The organism is Paenibacillus senegalimassiliensis (genome assembly GCF_001486585.1).
Lineage (GTDB): Bacteria > Bacillota > Bacilli > Paenibacillales > Paenibacillaceae > Fontibacillus > Fontibacillus senegalimassiliensis.
Map to the genome: position 1 here is coordinate 379085 of NZ_LN909043.1, position 19793 is coordinate 398877.

General features: G+C 48.8%; 16 protein-coding genes and 1 pseudogene. 11 read left to right on the forward strand and 6 right to left on the reverse strand.

Features of this window, described 5'->3' with window-relative positions; genetic code table 11:
* The first annotated feature begins 27 nt into the window (after window positions 1-27).
* From lonB to BN3279_RS05580, 9 genes are all read left to right on the forward strand, one after another.
* Window positions 28-1746, forward strand: coding sequence for an ATP-dependent protease LonB (gene lonB / locus BN3279_RS05535; RefSeq protein WP_059049620.1), 1719 nt, complete (start codon window positions 28-30; stop codon window positions 1744-1746).
* Between the two features lie 145 nt (window positions 1747-1891).
* The gene (lon, locus tag BN3279_RS05540) at window positions 1892-4231 is read left to right on the forward strand and encodes an endopeptidase La (protein WP_059049703.1); all 2340 of its coding nucleotides are present in this window, start codon (window positions 1892-1894) and stop codon (window positions 4229-4231) included.
* Window positions 4232-4279: 48 nt separating this feature from the next.
* A complete protein-coding gene (yihA, locus tag BN3279_RS05545) occupies window positions 4280-4939 on the forward strand; it encodes a ribosome biogenesis GTP-binding protein YihA/YsxC (RefSeq protein ID WP_059049621.1) in 660 nt (219 codons plus the stop codon).
* A 185-nt stretch (window positions 4940-5124) separates the two neighbouring features.
* Window positions 5125-5712 (forward strand): hypothetical protein, encoded by a 588-nt coding sequence (locus BN3279_RS05550; RefSeq protein WP_059049622.1) that lies wholly within the window; start codon window positions 5125-5127, stop codon window positions 5710-5712.
* A 241-nt stretch (window positions 5713-5953) separates the two neighbouring features.
* Window positions 5954-8239 carry a helix-turn-helix transcriptional regulator gene (locus BN3279_RS05555; protein ID WP_059049623.1) on the forward strand — a complete coding sequence of 762 codons (2286 nt, stop codon included), beginning with the start codon at window positions 5954-5956 and terminating at the stop codon, window positions 8237-8239.
* Between the two features lie 236 nt (window positions 8240-8475).
* Complete coding sequence (locus tag BN3279_RS05565; RefSeq protein WP_082672949.1) at window positions 8476-9429, forward strand: ABC transporter permease; 954 nt, start codon at window positions 8476-8478, stop codon at window positions 9427-9429.
* Window positions 9430-9484: 55 nt separating this feature from the next.
* Window positions 9485-10360: a carbohydrate ABC transporter permease gene (locus BN3279_RS05570; protein WP_059049625.1), complete on the forward strand. Its 876-nt coding sequence runs from the start codon at window positions 9485-9487 to the stop codon at window positions 10358-10360.
* 32 nt (window positions 10361-10392) lie between these two features.
* On the forward strand, window positions 10393-12030 hold the full coding sequence (locus BN3279_RS05575; RefSeq protein WP_059049626.1) for an extracellular solute-binding protein: 1638 nt from the start codon (window positions 10393-10395) through the stop codon (window positions 12028-12030).
* A 46-nt stretch (window positions 12031-12076) separates the two neighbouring features.
* Window positions 12077-13090: a glycoside hydrolase family 130 protein gene (locus tag BN3279_RS05580; protein ID WP_059049627.1), complete on the forward strand. Its 1014-nt coding sequence runs from the start codon at window positions 12077-12079 to the stop codon at window positions 13088-13090.
* A 115-nt stretch (window positions 13091-13205) separates the two neighbouring features.
* On the opposite strand, the gene BN3279_RS05585 is transcribed toward BN3279_RS05580, so the two are convergent.
* The 6 genes and pseudogenes from BN3279_RS05585 to BN3279_RS05605 all read right to left on the reverse strand — a co-directional run bounded on the left by BN3279_RS05585 (window position 13206) and on the right by BN3279_RS05605 (window position 17441).
* On the reverse strand, window positions 13206-13994 hold the full coding sequence (locus BN3279_RS05585; RefSeq protein WP_198343568.1) for an ABC transporter permease: 789 nt from the start codon (window positions 13992-13994) through the stop codon (window positions 13206-13208).
* Window positions 13995-13996: 2 nt separating this feature from the next.
* Window positions 13997-14746: an ABC transporter permease gene (locus BN3279_RS05590; protein ID WP_198343569.1), complete on the reverse strand. Its 750-nt coding sequence runs from the start codon at window positions 14744-14746 to the stop codon at window positions 13997-13999.
* Window position 14747: 1 nt separating this feature from the next.
* The gene (locus BN3279_RS05595) at window positions 14748-15671 is read right to left on the reverse strand and encodes an ABC transporter ATP-binding protein (RefSeq protein ID WP_059049629.1); all 924 of its coding nucleotides are present in this window, start codon (window positions 15669-15671) and stop codon (window positions 14748-14750) included.
* 137 nt (window positions 15672-15808) lie between these two features.
* Entirely contained in the window at window positions 15809-16222 is a 414-nt protein-coding gene (locus tag BN3279_RS24510; protein WP_455325158.1) for a sensor histidine kinase, read from the reverse strand.
* Between the two features lie 75 nt (window positions 16223-16297).
* Window positions 16298-16741: pseudogene (locus BN3279_RS24515) on the reverse strand (histidine kinase dimerization/phospho-acceptor domain-containing protein); the annotation flags it as partial.
* Window position 16742: 1 nt separating this feature from the next.
* Window positions 16743-17441, reverse strand: a complete 699-nt coding sequence (locus BN3279_RS05605) for a response regulator transcription factor (RefSeq protein ID WP_059049631.1) — start codon at window positions 17439-17441, stop codon at window positions 16743-16745.
* Window positions 17442-17754: 313 nt separating this feature from the next.
* Here BN3279_RS05605 and speD point away from each other — a divergent pair, with 313 nt between their 5' ends.
* A complete protein-coding gene (speD, locus tag BN3279_RS05610) occupies window positions 17755-18156 on the forward strand; it encodes an adenosylmethionine decarboxylase (protein ID WP_059049632.1) in 402 nt (133 codons plus the stop codon).
* Between the two features lie 196 nt (window positions 18157-18352).
* A complete protein-coding gene (hemA, locus tag BN3279_RS05615; protein WP_059049633.1) occupies window positions 18353-19792 on the forward strand; it encodes a glutamyl-tRNA reductase in 1440 nt (479 codons plus the stop codon).
* The last annotated feature ends 1 nt before the right edge of the window (window position 19793 follow it).

Consider the following 19793-nt stretch of genomic DNA (forward strand, 5'->3'; position numbering starts at 1 on the left):
AGTCAAAGTGTGGGAGGCCTAACGAATATGGAGCTAAATGTCATTCTGATCGCCGTTCAGATGTTTTTTGCGGTTGTCATTGGTATGTATTTCTGGAATCAATTGCGTAGCCAGAAAGGGAACCGTGTGGCGATAGATAGGGAGTCGCGTAAAGAAATGGAGAAGCTGCGCAAGCTGCGGGCTGTATCGCTGACCAAACCGCTCGCAGAACGTACGCGTCCAGCTACGATGGATGATATCGTTGGGCAAAAGGATGGATTACGAGCTTTGAAGGCGGCCTTATGCAGTGCCAATCCCCAGCATGTGATTATTTATGGACCACCTGGCGTGGGGAAGACCGCGGCTGCCCGAGTGGTGATGGAGGAAGCGAAGAAGAATCCCGTGTCTCCGTTCAAGTCTAACGCCAAGTTCACAGAAATTGATGCCACGATTGCCCGGTTTGATGAACGGGGGATTGCTGACCCGCTCATTGGGTCGGTGCATGATCCCATCTATCAAGGCGCAGGTGCCATGGGGATTGCGGGCGTTCCGCAGCCCAAACCCGGGGCGGTTACTAAGGCGCATGGCGGCATTTTATTTATTGATGAGATCGGTGAGCTGCATACGACTCAGATGAATAAGCTGCTTAAAGTGCTGGAGGACCGCAAGGTGTATTTAGAGAGTGCTTATTATAACTCGGAGGATACGGGGACACCTGCCTATATTCATGATATCTTCCAGAATGGCTTGCCTGCGGACTTTCGTCTGGTTGGAGCAACAACACGTTCTCCGCAGGAGATTCCTGCGGCTTTGCGCTCTCGTTGCATGGAAATATACTTCCGACCTTTGTTGCCGGAGGAGATTGCTCAAATTGCCGAAGATGCCGTTGGACGAATTGGCTTTCAGCCTTGTCCGGAGGCCGTGGAGGTTATTAAGAAATATGCCACCAATGGTCGTGAAGCCGTGAACATGGTGCAGTTGGCTGCTGGACTTGCCTTGACGGAGTCAAGAGATCACTTGTTGTCCTCAGACCTGGAATGGGTGGCGACGAGCAGCCAGTTGGCCCCTCGTCCAGACCGCAAGATTCCGGCCAGCCCAGCCGTGGGTGTCGTGAATGGACTGGCGGTATACGGGGCCAATATGGGGACCTTGCTGGAGATTGAGGCTACGGCCGTACCTGTTGACAAAGGCAAGGGCGTTTATCATATTACGGGCGTTGTGGATGAAGAGGAGATTGGGGGAGGAACTCGGACGCTGCGCCGGAAAAGTATGGCCAAGGGCTCGGTGGAGAATGTGCTTACGGTATTGCAGCGTATCGGTCTGAACCCTTCCAATTATGATTTGCATATCAACTTCCCGGGGGGAACTCCGATTGATGGTCCTTCGGCTGGCCTCGCGATTGCTACGGCAGTGGCATCGGCGATCAAGCAGATACCCGTGAACCATCAGATTGCTATGACCGGGGAACTCGGTATTCATGGCAAGGTCAAGCCAGTCGGAGGTGTCGTATCCAAGGTAGAGGCGGCGCTTCAGGCGGGAGCCTTGACTGTGCTGATTCCTAAGGACAACTGGCAGTCCTTGTTCGAAGGCTTGGAAGGCCTGCGTGTCATTCCGGTCGAGACGCTGGCAGAAGTGTTCCAGCACGTATTTGGCCCTGAGGTAGAGAAGAGCCTGGAGGTGTCTATGGGCGGAGAGCATTTTGCTCCGGCAACGACCCCAGCATCCTTCCTGCATGCGGAGTCACCCTCGCAAGGTGGAGTGATCTAGTCCAAGTCGATGAACGATAAGCTGCATCAAAGTGAGATAACGGGGAGGGGTTGCCTTGGGCAGCCGCTCCTCGTTGGTGTTTTTATGGAACATTTGCTAAAATAGCAATGATATCTACTGAGAACGTTTGGGAGGTGCATAAGTGGTGGGACCCTATAAATCGAAGGGCCGGCGCTTTCCGCTCTTGCCACTGCGGGGCCTTCTCGTCTACCCGAGTATGGTGCTGCACTTGGACGTAGGACGGGAAAAGTCCGTAAAGGCTTTGGAAAAGGCCATGGTCGAAGATAATCTGATTCTCCTCTGTTCTCAATCCGAAGTGAACATAGAAGAACCAAGCCAGGAAGATATATTCCGCATCGGAACCGTTGCGAAGGTGCGGCAAATGCTGAAACTGCCTAACGGCACCATCCGTGTGCTGGTCGAAGGCATGGAACGCGCTGAAATCATGGAATATTTGGATAATGAAGAATATTACGAGGTTATGGCCAAAGAGCGTCCGGAAGAGGAGAACGATGATCCGGAGGTCGATGCGCTGATGCGCACGGTGCTAACCCAGTTTGAACATTATATTAACTTGTCCAAGAAGGTGACGCCAGAGACGTTGGCAGCCGTATCCGATATTGAGGAGGCAGGCCGTCTTGCTGATGTCATTACCAGCCACCTTTCCCTCAAGATCAAGGATAAGCAAGAAATTCTGGAGACTGTCGATGTTCGTAACCGGCTGGAGAAGCTGCTCGACATCCTGAATAACGAGCGTGAAGTGCTTGAACTGGAACGCAAGATCAATCAACGTGTCAAGAAGCAAATGGAGAAAACCCAGAAGGAATACTATTTGCGTGAACAGATGAAGGCGATCCAGAAGGAGCTTGGTGAGAAGGAAGGACGGGCTGGTGAGGCGGAGGAACTTCGAACGCAATTGGAGGAGAAGGGCCTTCCGGATAAGGTTCGGGAGAAAGTAGAGAAGGAAATTGATCGTCTGGAGAAAATGCCAGCCAGTTCTGCCGAAGGGGGCGTCATCCGCAATTACGTAGATTGGCTGCTCAGCTTGCCGTGGAGTGAGCGAACGGAAGATGATCTGGACCTGGCGAAGGCAGAGCAGGTACTTAATGAAGATCATTACGGCTTGGAGAAGCCGAAGGAACGCGTGCTGGAATATCTGGCGGTACAGAAGCTGGTCAAGAAATTGAAGGGGCCAATTCTTTGTCTGGTGGGTCCTCCAGGGGTTGGTAAAACCTCGTTGGCTCGTTCCATTGCTCGCTCGCTTGGCCGTGAGTTCGTGCGTATCTCGCTAGGCGGAGTACGTGATGAAGCCGAGATTCGCGGGCATCGCCGGACTTACGTCGGTGCCATGCCAGGACGAATTATTCAGGGCATGAAGACGGCCGGAACTTTGAATCCGGTATTCCTGTTGGACGAGATAGATAAGATGGCCTCTGATTTCCGTGGCGATCCTTCATCGGCCTTGCTTGAAGTGTTGGATCCGGAGCAAAATAATACGTTCAGCGATCACTTCGTTGAAGTGCCGTTTGACTTATCCAACGTCATGTTTGTCACCACGGCTAATGCCGTGCACAATATTCCCCGGCCATTACTTGACCGGATGGAAATGCTGTTCATTCCCGGCTATACGGAACTGGAGAAGCTGGAAATTGCGGATCGCTATCTGTTGCCCAAGCAGAAGAAGGAGCATGGACTTGCGCCCGAGCAGCTTGAGATTGGTCAAGATGTCTTGTTGAAGGTGATTCGCGAGTATACGCGGGAATCAGGTGTGCGCAGTCTGGAGCAGCAGGTGGCAGCCCTTTGTCGTAAGGCGGCCAAGCAAATTGTATCGGCGCAGGAGAAGGAACAAATTGCTATTGCACCCGATGACGTCAAGGATTACCTGGGTACGGCCAAATTCCGTTACGGCATGGCCGAGATGGAAGATCAGATTGGTACCGTCACTGGACTTGCCTGGACGGAAGTAGGGGGAGAGACCTTGGTCATCGAGGTGACGGTCGTTCCGGGAACAGGCAAGCTGACGTTGACCGGGAAGCTCGGCGACGTCATGAAGGAGTCGGCACAGGCGGCATTCAGCTATACCCGCTCCAAGGCAGGAGAGCTTGGCATTGCACCAGACTTCCATGAGAAGAACGATGTGCATATCCATATCCCCGAGGGGGCCATTCCTAAGGATGGTCCATCCGCAGGGATTACGATTGCTACAGCTTTGATCTCTGCGCTTACTCATCGGCATGTCTCCAAGGAGGTTGCGATGACCGGTGAGATTACGCTGCGGGGTCGAGTGTTACCCATCGGCGGGCTTAAGGAGAAATCCCTGGCTGCTCACCGTGCGGGATACCGCAAGGTACTGTTGCCGAAGGACAACGAACGGGACCTGGGAGACATTCCGGAGAGCGTGAGGGAAGATATGGTGTTCATACCTGTGTCCCACATGGATCAGGTGTTGGAACATGCGTTAGTCGAACAGCCCAAGGTGCATTGACGCACAACGCTAGAGGTTGTTTGCACGCAAGGAGAGAGGATTGAATTGATGAAAGTAACAAATGCAGAATTTGTAATCAGCGCGGTAGGTGCCAATCAATATCCCGAGGACGGCTTACCAGAGGTTGCTCTGGCGGGGCGGTCCAACGTAGGCAAGTCATCGCTGATTAATCGGATGATTCAGCGCAAAAATTTGGCCAGAACCAGCTCCACCCCGGGGAAGACCCAGCATCTCAATTACTACCGTATCAATGAGGAACTGTACTTCGTGGATGTTCCCGGATATGGGTATGCGAAGGTATCCAAGACGCAGCGGGAGCAGTGGGGGAAGATGATCGAACAATACCTGCAGGAGCGTGAGACGCTCCGGCTGGTGCTGCAAATCATTGACCTCCGGCACCCGCCGACCAAGGATGATGAACTGATGTATGACTGGCTGAAGGCGTTTGATCTTCCAGTTTGCGTCGTGGCAACCAAGGCTGACAAGATTCCGAAGTCACGCTGGCAGAAGCACTTGAAGATTGTCCGTGAAGGGCTGGCGCTTCGGGCCGGAGATCCGATCGTACTCTTCTCTTCGGAGGAAGGCATCGGCAAGGACGAGCTGTGGGCCCTGATTAGCCAACATGTCAAGTCGGAGGAATCAGGCAGTGAAGCGCGAGCGGATACCTCTGAAGGCAATGTGCGGAATTCAGTGGAAAGCGATGGATAGCGAAGGGATTTAGAGCAGTTCAGGTAGGAAAGTGAGCATGTAGCGGGAATGTTACGGTTAAAAACGGCTTAATCCTGTTTTTTCTGGAAAATGGCAGAAATTCACGTTTTGGTTGCTGAGCAAAGGCTTTGGATCGTGGTGTATAATGTTGATAAAGCGAAACAATAAGAATTGAGGAGATTTTTATGGCTCAGCGGTTAGCCACAGAATATGTTAATGCCAGTATGCGTTTGTCGGAAGAACAGATGTCCCAATTTATTCATAAGGTATATGACCCTCATGTACGCCAGCGCGTCAAGGTGCTTGATCACGGTGGACAGGAGGTTGTGCTGGAGGATGATGGCGGGGAGGAAGTTCATCTGCCCTTCGACCGCAGAGACGGACATTACGTCTGTGAGCTGTCCTTCCGTTTGGAGGCACCTCATTTGACCAATGTCATGAGATTGCTGTTTGCCGCATTCAAGGGCACCGGCATGGTGACAAGAATTTATAACGGATTCATGATGATGTATTATTATCAGGAGGGTCGGGTTCGCAAAATTGTGGAGTATTCCCGTGATTCCTACAAACTTGTCTTTGAACAGAAGGATGCAACTGCGAATTTGCAGCAGGTGTATCGCAACAATGATATAGAAACGGAAATTTCCGGTATTCAGAAGCGGATTAACGCGTTGCTTGATAGCCGTTTTGTTAGCAGGGACGCCCTGGAAACGGATCGCATCGATGATGAGTTACGTAATTGCTCACGCCGGCTCTTTGCGCTTGAAGCTTAACAAATTCTCTGTTCAAGAGAATAAATATTTTCGGGCTCAGCCTTCTACATTCACCAATTCGTGAATGGAGGAGGCTGTTGTTTGTTTAGTTGATTTGGAATGCAGTAAGGTCGACCGGTGGGGGGAACCGGGTTTGACGGATATAGTCTCGATAACCTACAATAATTTGGAAAGATGTTTCAGAAACATGTTGGAAAATGAAAGCGCATACCTGGGCGGATGATAGGAATGGAGGCGGACGATGAGTCGATGGTGGTTCAAAAAACAAATGCTTTCTTATCTTCCGCTGTTACTATTGATTATCTTTGTCCTGTTAGGTGCAACCTTCCTGTCCATTGTCCAGCAATCCAAACAAGATGTTGTTCGTGCCAATGGGGTATTTGCAGAACATGTTCAGCAGATTGTTGATTTCAATCTCAAGGCAGTGGAGACGCAGGTTCTGAATGCGGCACTGCAAAATGAGAAGCTTGTCACTTATTTTTATGAGCAGGAACTGGGCAAACGTTATTTTTATAAATACGAAATCTCTAAAGAGCTGGATAAAATCAAGCTGTCATTGCCATTCATTGAATCAATCTATCTGTATCGCGCTGCGGACGAGACGGTGTTGTCGAATGCGATGTTTCTGCCATTGGACAAGCACAGCGATCAGGCGTTCATTCGAAGCTGGCTGGAACATAGCGAGCGTGATCACAAATGGTCGAATGCACGATCACTTCGTAACAAATATGCAGAGCAGACCGGAGATGTTGTCTCGTTGGTGAGCGCTTACCCTCCTCCGAAGGGGGAGAGTGGACTTATTGTTGTTAATGTGAAGGTGTCCGAGCTGCAGCAACTGGTTGCGGAAATGAATCAGGCAGCGGACATTAGCAGCGCAAGGTTAATTGGCAGTAACGGTCTGGATATCTTCAATTCCTCGTTCCCGAGCGACATGGAGGAACTACATCACATTGTATCGGACTATACAGGCTGGACGATTGCCACTGGCATACAGGACGATTCGGCCTATACCTTCACCTCCGGGCTGTTCACCGTGATGCTTGGGATTTCCTTGGTTATGTTAATACTGGGCATTGCCTGGATTGTTTACACAGCACGCAGTCAATACAAGCCAATCCATACCATCATGCAGCGTATTGTTTACTTTCGCTCGGCTCAACACGAGATTTTCCAGCCGCAGTCTCAGCCGACGAAGGATGAACTGAAATATATCGAAGAGGCCTTTCAGCATCTTACTAAACAGGTAATTGAATATGAGCGTGAGCAGGAAGAAAGCCTGATGTTCAAGCGTCGGCACAAGCTGCGTGAGTTAGTTGCAGGTAGTGAAATCTGGAATCGGGATGAATGGAAGAAGGCAGCCATTAAACTGAGGATATGCAATTTCTCTACGCAGTTGTCCGTTGGGATTGTTGAAATCGATCATTACGCGGAATTTGCCAATCGTTACGCTACACGTGACCAGTATTTATTTCAGTTTGTTATGAACAGTGTATCTAAAGAGCTCGCAGGTCAGCATGCCGTGAATATATGGGCAGAGTGGCTGGAGGGATCAAGGATGACAATCTTGCTGGTCGACACCAATGGAACAAAACAGCTTGCTGAAGAGGATTCTTTGAATAGAAATGAACGGGGGCTTCAGGAGAGGGTTCATGTGATTGCCACCAGGCTGTCTGATTGGGTCAGGAACAATCTTGATTTCACAATTTCGATGGGACTCAGCAGGGCAATCTCAGATCCGGAGCAGCTATATCTGATTCATGCAGAAGCTCAGGAGGCTTTGAATGACAAGTTTATTCAGGGCAGCGGACGTGTGATTGCTTATGAAGAACTACATGTTGAGAGTCAGCGAGAAGTTTACAGACTGATCCCAAGGATTCGTTCCCTCACCCATGCCTATCGGATTGGGGAAGAGCGCTGGAAGGACGAGATGCATCTCCTATTCGAGGAACTGACTACAGGAGGGTTCGCCAAGAGTGATGTATACTATTTAATTAATCAAATTGTCCATATGCTCCGCAGAGAATTGATGGAGTTCTCTGAGGAAGGGCAGTCGCTTTGGAAGCAAGATTTATATCCGTCTCTGGAGCGTATGCTACAAGGAATGGAGACGATTGAAGAAACCAGGCAGCAACTTATGGCACTATTTACCGAGATGGAGGGCCGACTTGCAAAATATCGAGAGTCACGCAAGCATCATAGTCGGATGCAAGAGGTGCGACAATATATTGAGCAGCACTATGCAAGTCCGCATCTGTCACTGAATATGCTGGAGGAGCAATTTGGCATCAGCGGAAAATACATGAGCACCTTATTTCGCGAAGAAATCGGCGATAAGTTTGTTGACTTCCTGGCCAAGATTCGCTTGAGTCATGCAGAGCGTCTGTTGCTGGAGACCAATGAGGAGATTCAGCAAATTGCGCTTCAAGTTGGGTATACGAATCCGATGACTTTTATTCGCAGCTTCAAGAAGCATTACGGCATGACACCTGGAGATTATCGCAAACAGGAGAAACAGGAAATTTCATGACTTTAAGCCTGTTCAGGAATCCGTTTTGGATGGCTGATGCAGGTTTTTTTTCTGCCTGGGGTAGCGCTTTTTGTAAAAACGTCAATCACCTGGATTTAACGCAATTGCGAATAAGATCAACATTCTACCAAATGGAGATAAGTGGAATCTTGACGATTGCTTATCCAAGGGCAACCCGCCTATAGTCGATGTGTGGGTGGTACCACATCATAACATAGAGATGAAGGAGGTTGCATGTGGCAGACTCAACTGGCGGTGTACTGAAGTTAAGTAATCAGGATCAGCGCCGACGTGAGGCCAAGCGGAGATTTAGAGAAAACCTGCCGTTGCTCTCATTATTTGTGCCAGTATTGCTGTTCTACTTGATCTTCAAGTATGTACCGATGTTCGGCGCCATTATGGCGTTCAAAACCTACAACTTTACAGATGGCATTCTTCATAGTCCATGGATCGGGTTGGGCAACTTCGAAATCCTGTTCAATAACCCGCAGACGCTTAACATTATTCGTAATACACTGGTGCTTAGCGTATTGAATATTGTTGTTGGCTTCCCAATTCCGATTTTGCTCGCTATTCTGCTCAATGAAGTACGCACACAATGGTTTAAGAAATGGGTGCAGACGCTCGTTTATCTACCGCATTTCTTCTCCTGGGTTATTGTTGGCGGGATCGTAGTGACGATGTTTGCTGAGCAGAACGGGATTGTGAATGCCCTTCTGGAAGGGATGACAGGCCAGACCTTTCCCTTTCTCTACGACGAGGGATCATGGATTGCAATTTTCCTCGGAGCTGGTATCTGGAAGGAAGCTGGCTTTAGCACGATTATCTTCCTGGCTGCCATCACAGGCATCGATCCTTCTCTCTATGAGGCGGCGAGCATGGATGGCGCTAGCAAATGGCGGCAGATTATCAGTATAACTCTGCCGGGAATTAGTGCTACCATCGTCCTGCTCCTGATTTTGCAGATGGGCAGTGTGATGAGTGTGGGCTTTGATCCAGTGTATGTCCTGCAGAATTCCGGGGTGTACAACGTATCAGAGGTTATCAGTACTTATATCTACAAGGTCGGTATTCAAGGTGGCCAGTTCAGCTTGACCTCCGCTATGGGCTTGTTCGAATCAATCGTGGGTTTCGTGCTGGTGTTCAGCGCCAATGTGGTCGCTCGGAGATTTGGCAATGGCCTGTGGTAAACAAGACTATATGCAATCAGCGGGCTGCTGATACACAGGGAGGACGAGAGAGAACATGAGAACAACACAAGGTGAAAGATGGTTTTATGCCTTTAATTACGGAGTACTGACATTGGCTGGACTCAGTTGCTTGCTGCCGCTTATTCACCTGCTGGCGGTATCCTTGAGTGATAACCATGCGATTCTGTCCGGGACGGTTACGCTGTGGCCGGTGGGCTGGAGCTTTGAGACTTATCGCTCGCTGTTTGAAGGCACCCGGATCGTGGAAGCTTTTAAGAATAGTGTCATCCTCACCGTTGTTGGGGTAGGTCTGAGTATGCTCTTCACGGTGATGGCGGCCTATCCACTATCCAAGCGGCATTTCTATGCACGGAGAACATTTACGTTGATCATTGTCTTCACTATGCTATTTGGCGGCGGAACGATCCCGACTTTCCTTGTGCTGAAGGCATTGGGGCTAATTAATAGCTATTGGGCATTATGGTTGACCGGATTGGTCAGCACGTACAATATGCTGGTCATGCGAACCTTCTTTGAGGGGATACCTGAAGAGGTAATTGAGTCGGCCAAAATAGATGGCTGCGGAGAGTACAGACAGTTGCTGCGAATTGTATTGCCTTTATCTATGCCGGTCATTGCAACCTTGACGCTGTTCTATGCGGTCGGTTATTGGAATTCCTTCTACAGTGTGATGATTTTTATTCATGATACGACCAAATACAATCTTGCCGTGATGGTTCAACAGATGGTGCAGAGTCAGACGATGCTGCAGGAGATGAATAATCTTCAATCGGAGAGTGTGCAGCAGATGACCCCGGAATCGATCAAGGCAGCTGCATTGTTCGTGATGCTCATTCCGATGCTGGTGGTCTATCCTTTTCTGCAGAAATATTTTGTAAAGGGTGTCATGATTGGTGCGGTCAAGGGATAGGTATGACATATTCATAAAATGGGGGTTATAGGATGATAGGCAGAAATTCAAGCAAGATTGCGCTGCTAATTGCAACGACTATGTTGGTTATGCTGGTGCTCGCTGCATGCGGAACAGGGAATAATGAGTCAACTGCAGGCGACAAGTCTGTCAATGGGGATAAGTCGGCAGCAGACCGCAGTACAATTACCGTTACCTTGTATGATCGCGGCAATGTGCCGCCAGCAGCAGGAACGGTGGACGACAACATCTGGTCCCAGTGGATTAATGAACATAGTCCTGTAGGCGTTGATTTTATTCCCTTCCCGCGCTCAGAGCAAGTGCAGAAGCTGAATCTGCTGTTTGCTTCGGGGGATGCTCCGGATTTGATACTGGAGTATGACGGTAACTTCCTTAATCAGTTGTATGGGCAGAAGCAACTGTTGAAGCTTGATGACCTTATTACTGAACACAGCACCACCTATAAGAAAATGACGGAGGAATATCCACAACTACGTACCCTGGGACAGATGGATGACGGCGGTACCTATCTGGTTGGTCGAATACTAGGCATGAAGACCAACGACTACATGCTGATTCGTAAGGACTGGCTGGATAAGCTGAAGCTCGATATGCCGACTACAACTGAAGAACTCTTTGAGGTGGCCAAGGCGTTCCGTGAGCAAGATCCCGATGAGAATGGGGAGCGAGATACATTCGGTATGAACATGGGCGGCAATAATGCAGAGTCTGTTATCAATGCCATGTTCAATAATGGCAGTCGTTTTGTACAGGATGGTAAGCTCGTTAATCCAACGGTAGGCGAGCAGGCCAAGGCGGCAGCCGATTTCCAGAAACGTTTGTTTGAGGCAGGCATCGTGGATAAGGATTTCCTGACAGATAAGACGGGGGAAGTGGCCAAGCAGAGCTGGATCAGCGGCAAACTGGGTATTTATCTGTCGAGTAGCGGGATTGACAATGCATTATTGCTGGAAGCACACAAATCCTTGTTGCAGAATAATCCGGAAGCGGTGATTGAACCAGTTCCATTGCCAGAAAGCCCATATGGCGCCTTTAATCCCAAATATAAATCACCGATTCAAATGACTGGTGCAATCAATGCCAATGCCAAGGATCCGCAAGCCGTTATGCAATATATTGACTTTCTGGTAGAGCAGGACACCATCATGACGCTAAAGAATGGGATTGAGGGTGTCCATTATAACAAGGATACAGATGGTGTTGCAGTCCCGATTGATGTGGAGAAGAATAAGACTGAACTGGTGGGCATGTTGGATTACAATATGCTGAGCTTCATTGGCACATTGCCAGAGAAGGAGCAGGCTGAGGTCAAGCTCAACATGGATGTTCCCGCAGAGAAGGCGTTTAGTGAGCTGATTGACTCTGCACACGCAGCATTTCTGAATCCCGATCGGCCATACGCTCATCCGATTATCAACTGGCCAGGCTTGCCGTCTGATCTGCAAGTGATATCCAAGAATACGGAAACCATTGGTGATATCTGGAGAAAGTCGATTGTTAGCGGTGATAAATATACAACCGATCAGGCGATGGCTGATGTACAGGCGCTATGGAACAGTGCTGGTGGAACCAAAATTGATGAATACTTCAGCAATTGGCTGGAAGAGAAAGCAGACAATGTATTGTATATCAGTGATTTTCAACAGTAATATGACCAGAAATGAAAGCCCTTACCAGGAAGAAGGAGAGAGACCGATGCAAGCGAATCTTGGTTTTCCAATCCAATCGAGTAAGCATATCTATCGCCATCCGGCCAACCCTGTGCTTGCCCCCAAGGATGTTTCCTATGGCCCGGCCATGGTCTTTAATGCGGGAGTCGCTAAATTTCAGGGCAAGTATGTGATGGTATTCCGCAATGACTACGGCAATGAGCAGGGGGAACAAGTATACCCAAGTCATACTACGAACCTGGGGTTAGCCTTCAGTGAGGACGGGGTGGCGTGGACGGTCGCGCCGACCCCATGCTGGAGCTGGCATGATGAGGAGGTTCAGAGAGTCTACGATCCGCGGCTTACCGTGATTGAGGGTCGCTGCTATCTCTGCTTTGCAGTAGATACCAAGCATGGCATACGCGGAGGAATTGCCGTTACGGATGATTTCCAATCGTTCGAGGTGCTTAGTCTGTCCGTGCCGGATAACCGGAATATGGTACTGTTTCCCAAGAAGATAGGTGGTCAGTATGTACGTCTGGAGCGCCCATTCACAGTATATAGCCGAGGGGGCAGAGATCGATTTGATATGTGGCTGAGCCGCTCGCCTGATCTGTGTCATTGGGGGAACTCAGAGCTGTTGTTGACCGTGGAGCAGGTGCCTTATGCTAATGATAAGATCGGACCGGGAGCACCTCCGATTAAGACGGAGCAAGGCTGGCTCACTACATTTCATGCGGTTGACCTCGACCCAGCGCGTGGCAAGAACGGCTGGGAGCCTACGTGGAACAAGCGTTACACAGCAGGAATTATGCTGCTGGACCTCGACAATCCGAGTCGCGTGATAGGGATGTACAAATCTCCGCTTCTCGTACCTGAGGCAGACTATGAGATCGCAGGCGGCTTCCGAAATAATGTTATCTTCCCGGGTGGTATGCTACTTGAAGATTCCGGCGAAGTAAAGATTTATTACGGTGCTGCTGACACGGTGGAATGTTTGGCTACAGCAGACGTCCATGAACTGATACGCCTCTGTTTGGAGCCTCAAAGCAGAGAGTAGAGTTAAAAACTCCCATCAGGGTAGATGTAGAATTTTTGTTTCTTCTACTGTCTACGATGATGGGAGCCTATCATTCAGGCTAAGAACTGCTTTACTCCTTGCCGTTGTACAGCCTTTACTTCATACGATTACGATGCTTTTTGGGACGTTGCTTGCGCGGCTTGTTCGTCAACTGCTCATAACGTGGAACTCTTATCATAAGTAGTCCTGCGATAACCAGCATAAGCAGCAAGCTTGAGAGTGCGATAGGAAGCTGATAGACAGCCTCTTCCTGACCAGTATACCCCAAGAGGCCAAGTGCTGCTGTGACGGGATAATAATCGGTCAGTTGCCTTCCTGCGACGAAGATTCCGCAAAATCCGTAGACGAAGGCCAGACTGACACCGGTGAAAAAGGCATTTCGTTTCCGGGAAAAATAGACGATGATAGGGAGGACGGCGATATAATTGCCCACGCTCACCCCTATGATTTGATACATCGATTTTATAATAAATGCCCAGGACAGGTCTTTATATTGAAACATCATGGCCAACAAGAAGGTGCTTAAGAAGCTGAGCACGGCGAACAGGGTCGTAAGTAATCCGATGGTTATCATCTTTGCGAGCAACAATCTTCGGAAAGAGACGGGCAAGGTCAGCACGGTTTTCAACGTATTGTCCGTAAATTCGCGGTTAATCAGGTACCCTCCGATTAATACGATCAGGAATGGGAAGGCCAGGCTGTAATTATTCCAGATGACGTTATTATATAAATGTTCATATCTAATATCCCCGGTTCCACCGCTACTCGACTGAAAAGCGGCCAGCAGCACAGAGCAAAATACGGTGACAACGCCGATCCATAGAATGCTATATCGCTTAAGCTTGATGAACTCGCCAGTAACAAGATTATACATAAGCTTCATACCTAGACCTCCTTCCTACGGTAGATAACAACCGTTAGGGAGACTGACACCAGGGCATAGACGGCTAGTAGGCCGAAGCAAGCGGGGGTGGTTATTAAGTAAGGATCGATATAGGTTAGAGCTTCTTCCCGGGGGAATAAGGACAGATACCACTTCATAATAACCGGAACAGGCATAACGGAGGCGACCGGGTTCACGGAAGCCGGGTTTGCCGAGAAGATCATCGTAATGATAAGGCCGGCAACCGCATAAATAAATGAAACGATAATGGAAAAAATATAACTTTTGTTAAAGTGTACGATAACGATAACAACCGGAAATACGGCTATAGAAATCAGAACACCAAGCACGATGCTGATGCCCAGCCTGTAAAGAATGCCTTCCACCCCGCCTATGATAAGTCCGCCAACCACCGTAGCTCCCAAGGCCGCCACCGAGTAAAGAACAGACAGGAGCGTCATGAGCATAAGCTTGGCTAATATCATTTTGGTCTTGGAGACGGGAATCGTGACCAGGTTCTTTAAAGTGTCGTGATCTCTTTCCATAAAAAATAGGATAGATATAATCACGCCAAGGATGCAGGGTAAGAGCAACAGTTCGCCAAAGATCACATTTCCCCGAAATAATTGATCGAAGGACATCCGGTCCTTGGCCATTAAAATAGTCAATGGAATAGGGAAGAGAAAGGCTCCAAGCAAAGAAAGCTGAATGAACTTCTGTCTCTTTATTTTGGACAGTTCACAAATCAGCAAATCAAGCAATCCCCTCACCCCCGGTAACGCGCTTGAAGTAATCCTCTAACGTATCATTTTGGGTATGTGCTTCCGATACATCAATCCCGGACTCAATGAACTTGCGGGTAATGGCGGCAACATCAATATTTGTATCATGTAGCCGCAGGCTGTAATCATCATCGATATGGAAGTGAGACGTGTGAAAGTCAAGCTCTAGGATGCGTGCTGCTTGTCCAGCAGAGGAAACAATAAAATGGACATACCTGCTATTTTTCTTCTCCAGCATCTCCAGACTCGACTCTTCCAGCAATACACCGTGATCGATGATACCGATATCGTCGGCCAGCAAGGCAATTTCGGATAGAATATGACTTGAGATGAGAATTGTTTTACCTTGCTCCACGCTCAATCGCTTAATAAATTCACGTACCTCTGCAATACCGATGGGGTCCAGACCGTTGATGGGCTCGTCCAAAATCAGCAACTCAGGATCATGCATGATGGCATTGGCAATGCCCAGCCGTTGCTTCATGCCAAGGGAATACTGGGCCAATAGCTTCTTGTCGTTATAAGGCAGGCCCACCACTTCCAGGGCGCGTTTTACTGCATTCTGATGGGGCACTCCCCGAAGTCGAGCCAATATTTTCAGATTCTCACTGCCTGTTAAGTTTGGGTAAAAGCCGGGCGTCTCAATAAGGTTACCGATTCGGGGGTAAATCTTGCCCTCGGCCCCTTGGATATCTGAGCCGAAGATACTGATTTCTCCTTCGGTGGGTTTGGTTAGACCGAGCAGCATTTTCATCGTGGTAGTTTTGCCTGCTCCGTTTCTACCCAATAAGCCGTAAATTCGTCCCTTTCTTACATGTAAGTTCAAGTTGCTAACGCTTTTCTGTTCCCCATATATCTTGGTTAGCTGCTTGGTTTGGATGATGAGATCATTCATCAGGCGAGTCCTCCTTAGTATCTGTAAGACTGATTATAGACGTTGGACCTTGAATAAACCTTGGATGAACCTTGAACTAACCTTGAACTTACAGCGGGCAGCAAAAAGCCCCTGTATTTTGGACAGGGACTGCGTGATTACTGAATGGGGAAGTACACGGTGAAGACGGTTTGTTCATGTGGAGTGCTTGCAGCCGTAATCCTTCCGCCTATCCCGGTGAGAAGTTGTTGTACAATAGCCAGTCCTAATCCGCTTCCTTTTCCCGATCGGGCCTTGTCTGATTTGTAAAGCCGTTCAAATATACGGGGCAAGTCTCGGGCGTCAATGCCTACACCATTATCGCAAATCGTCAGCACGGCGGATTGCTCATCCTTGTGGAGAAGGATGGACACCTGAGTCGCTTGGCTATGGGATAAAACATTTTGAAGCAGGTTGTTCAGAATACGTAAGTAGGCATCGCTATCCAGCTCCACCTCAATCCGCTCGTCGGGGATATCGATGTGGAAGTCGAGAGCGTGGACCTCAAATAAGGGAATCCAGTCCTTAAGCATATTTCGGGTGAGTTCCGCCAGCTCGACTTGTTGTAGGGTATAGATCTGGTCATTGGAATTCAGCTTAAACCACTCGAACAAAAGATCAACATAGTCCTTCAAGTCATGCGCCCGCAACCGGGCTGTTTCGGTGTATTCTTCACGTTCCCGCCCCTTGACCATTCCCTTCTGAATCGCATCCAGATACCCGATCAGGGTGGTCAGAGGCGTACGTACATCGTGGGAGAGGCTGGTCATAAGTTGCTTGTTCGCCTCTTCTGTCCTTTTAAACTCGGTGCTTTGTGTCCGAAAGGAGTCGGTGATTTCATTGATTCGATAGCATAGGAAGGCAAAAGGGTCACCAGGCTTGGCCAATAATTTGCGGCTGATGTTCCCCTGGGCAATATCGTCCAGAGCATCGGAAATATCTTGGAGCTTTACCTTGTTGCGGCTTAGCTTATGCAGCAACACCAGCGTAGATACCAAGGAGGCAATAGCCAGGGTAACCAAGGCCAGGAACAATTCATAGTTAATGTGCATATCATACCTCACGATTGAAGCGATAACCGACCCCTTTGACGGTTTGAATGTACAGTGGCTGGTTCGGGTCGGCTTCAATATATTTTCGCAGCTTGCTAATGTAACCCATAATATTATTGTCATCGTAAGCATAAGGCTCTTGCCAGACTTCCTCATAAATCTGCTGCTTGGTGAGAATTGTCCCCGGGTTGCTGGCCAAATAAAAAAGGATGTTGAACTCCTTGGCATGGAGCTCTATAGGCTCGTCCCTTACATGGACAATTCGTGTATCTCTATCAATCACAAGTCCTTTAAAGGAAAGGCGGCTGCCAGAGGACTGCGGTTGCCCGTTCAAGGTAGTATATCTGCGAATTAGCGAAAAGACGCGGGCCATCAATTCCTCGACATCAAAGGGCTTGGTTAAATAGTCATCGGCTCCTGCTCTTAGGCCATTTACCTTGTCTGTACTCTCGGTCTTGGCTGTAAGCATAAGGACGGGCACGGCGCTTATCTTCCGAACTTCTTCAAGGACAAGGAAGCCATCAAGTCCCGGAAGCATGACGTCAAGAATAATCAAATCGTAAGCTTCCTTGCGGGCCAAGGCTACCCCTTGATGGCCATCATGCGTTACTTCAACGACAAAATGTTCATTTTCCAAGTATCTTATTAGTAAATGACATAGATCTGTATCATCATCAATTAACAGAATGCGGCTGCTCATTGTATCATCCTTCTTTCTCTGATCAACTGGAGGCCATCGTAAGACTATATTCCATTATATACACAATACAATGGAAGCCGTATAAGCTGTTAATATGGGCAAATGAATCAGTTCTTGGCGGATATCCTGAAAAAAGGTTGCATTTGCCCGTAATAGATGTTATTTTTAATCACGTTGAAAAGAATATAGGAACCAGGATTCACTCAGGACATGGAGATGTTGCGAGAGAGTTTTCCCTCGGGAAGTGAATGACGTAGGTCCTAGCGGATGAAATTTTGTGACATATTTTATTCCTAGGAAGGGGGACCGAAAGATGGAACATTCAACTTTCGGAAGACACGTTGCTGTTGATGCTTGGGGGATCGACCCTGAGGTGCTGAACAACGCGGGGCTGTTGGAAGCTCATCTGGTGGAGGCCGCAGAAGCTTGCGGAGCCACGATATTGTCCATGCAATCCAGACAGTTTGAGGCGCAAGAAGGGGCCGCTGTACTGGTGATGCTGTCGGAGAGCCATCTCTCGATTCACACGTACCCTGAGAGAGGGTTTGCTGCTATTGATTGCTATACCTGCGGTGAAATGGTTGATCCGCAAGTAGCGGTCGAGTACCTGGTGTCCGTATTAGAACCGGAGAAGACGTATGCGAAGAAGTTGATTCGCGGAATGGGCGAGTTGGAAGTAGTCGAGACAACGATTCAAGCTGCTGAATTCGCATAAATAAATAGAATTTAAGGATAACCATGGAGATAATCCATGGTTATTTATGTTAAATGAATACGATTTCATAAATTAGTCATAAAATACTCACGGATAGCTGGGGGATCAAATAATTACTGTGATATAATTAACACAGTTTGTTTTCGGTTCATGTTAGAGATATAAGATATTTCATTTGAGGCAGGTGAACTTTGCAATGCACATTGTCGTGGTCGGACTAAACTACCGAACAGCGCCTGTGGAGGTCAGAGAACGCTTCTCTTTTGCTGATAAGGATATGCCGCAAGCGCTGCAGGAACTTATGCGCACCAAGAGTGTATTGGAAGGCGTTATTATCGCCACCTGCAACCGCACGGAAATTTATGTTGTTGTAGATCGCCTGCACATGTGCGGATACTTTATCCGAAGCTTCATGGAACGCTGGTTCGGAGTTCCACGCGAGGAGTTTACACGTCATTTATATATGTACGAGGAAGAGCAAGCTGTTCGCCATCTGTTTCGCGTGGCTTGTGGACTGGATTCCATGGTACTGGGTGAGACGCAAATTCTCGGACAGGTGAGAAATGCCTTCTTGTTGTCACAACAGGAGAAAGGCACCGGGACTTGGTTCAACCGGCTGTTTAAACAGGCCGTGACACTTGGCAAGCGGGCTCACTCAGAGACATCCATCGGGGAGAGCGCTGTATCCATCAGCTATGCGGCTGTGGAACTGGGCAAGCGGATATTCGGCAGCTTCCATGGTAAGCGCGTCTTAATTCTCGGTGCCGGGAAAATGAGTGAACTTACCGCCAAGCACTTAAGTGGTGCAGGTGCGGAAGAAGTGCTGGTAGCGAACCGTACTTTTGCCCGGGCTCAGGAACTTGCCGCCAAGTTCGGCGGGGCTGCCTGTACGATGCAGGAGGCATTGCAACGCCTTGAAGAGGTTGACATTCTTATCAGCTCAACTGGGGCGGAAGGTTATGTGATTACTTCGGCACAGGTTGCCCGTAGTATGAAGCAGCGTCCGGAACGCCCGTTGTTTATGATCGATATTGCCGTTCCCCGGGACATTGATCCGGCTATTGGAGAGCTGGAGCAGGTATTTCTTTATGATATCGACGATCTGGAAGGGATTGTGGAGAACAATATGGAAATGCGCCGTGCCGAAGCCATCAAGATTGAAGCCATGATTGAGGAAGATATGGAGGCTTTTGCCGGTTGGCTGCAAACGCTCGGGGTCAAGCCGGTCATTCGGGCGCTTCAGGAGAAGGGCTCCGATATTCATTCAGCTACACTTGATAGCCTCTTTAATAAGTTGCCGGAATTGGATGAACGTCAGCGTAAAGTCATTCGGCGCCTCACCAAGAGCATTGTGAACCAGATGCTTCACGATCCGATTAATCGGGTCAAGGAGTTGGCGGGTGCGCAGCAGGGACCGGAGGCACTGGAGATGTTTTCCCATATCTTTGCTTTGGAAGACCGTCTGACGGAAGAACAGGTTCCTGCCTTGATTGAAGAGGAGGCATCACCTCGGGAATTGCCTGAGCTTCCGATCTCTGTGGATAACACAGAGTTTGCGGATACCCAAAATGTGACCCCAAGCCCGGTCACCTATGAACCTGAACCTTCATTGCCCATGGTGAAGATATCTGTGTAGC